Annotated in this window: 1 protein-coding gene; it reads right to left on the bottom strand. The window is 33.8% G+C overall.

The features are described from left to right. Nucleotides 1-2: 2 nt before the first annotated feature. On the bottom strand, nucleotides 3-269 hold a 267-nt coding region (locus GUI70_RS25725), incomplete at its 5' end, for a (d)CMP kinase (protein WP_202630603.1).

The raw sequence follows: 269 nt of genomic DNA, 5'->3' as shown, positions 1-269 counted from the left end.
GATTATTTAATTTTACTCACCATCGCTAAAATTTCGTCAGTAACTTCTTCAATCGACTTGCCTGTCGTATCTAATGTCACTGCATCATCTGCTTTTCTTAATGGTGATATTTCACGGTTCATGTCATATTGATCACGAGCTTCAATATCACGTCTTAAATCTTCAAAATTTGATTCGATACCTCTTAATTGATTATCTTTATATCTTCTTTCTGCTCGCTCTTCAACTGATGCAATCATATATACTTTTAAATCTGCATCTGGTAGCAC

Origin of the sequence: Deinococcus alpinitundrae (genome assembly GCF_009982895.1) — a bacterium.
In the GTDB taxonomy this organism is placed as follows: Bacteria; Deinococcota; Deinococci; order Deinococcales; family Deinococcaceae; genus Deinococcus; species Deinococcus alpinitundrae.
Note: the sequence above shows the minus strand (reverse complement) of the source record. Positions and strands in the feature narration are given on the sequence as shown.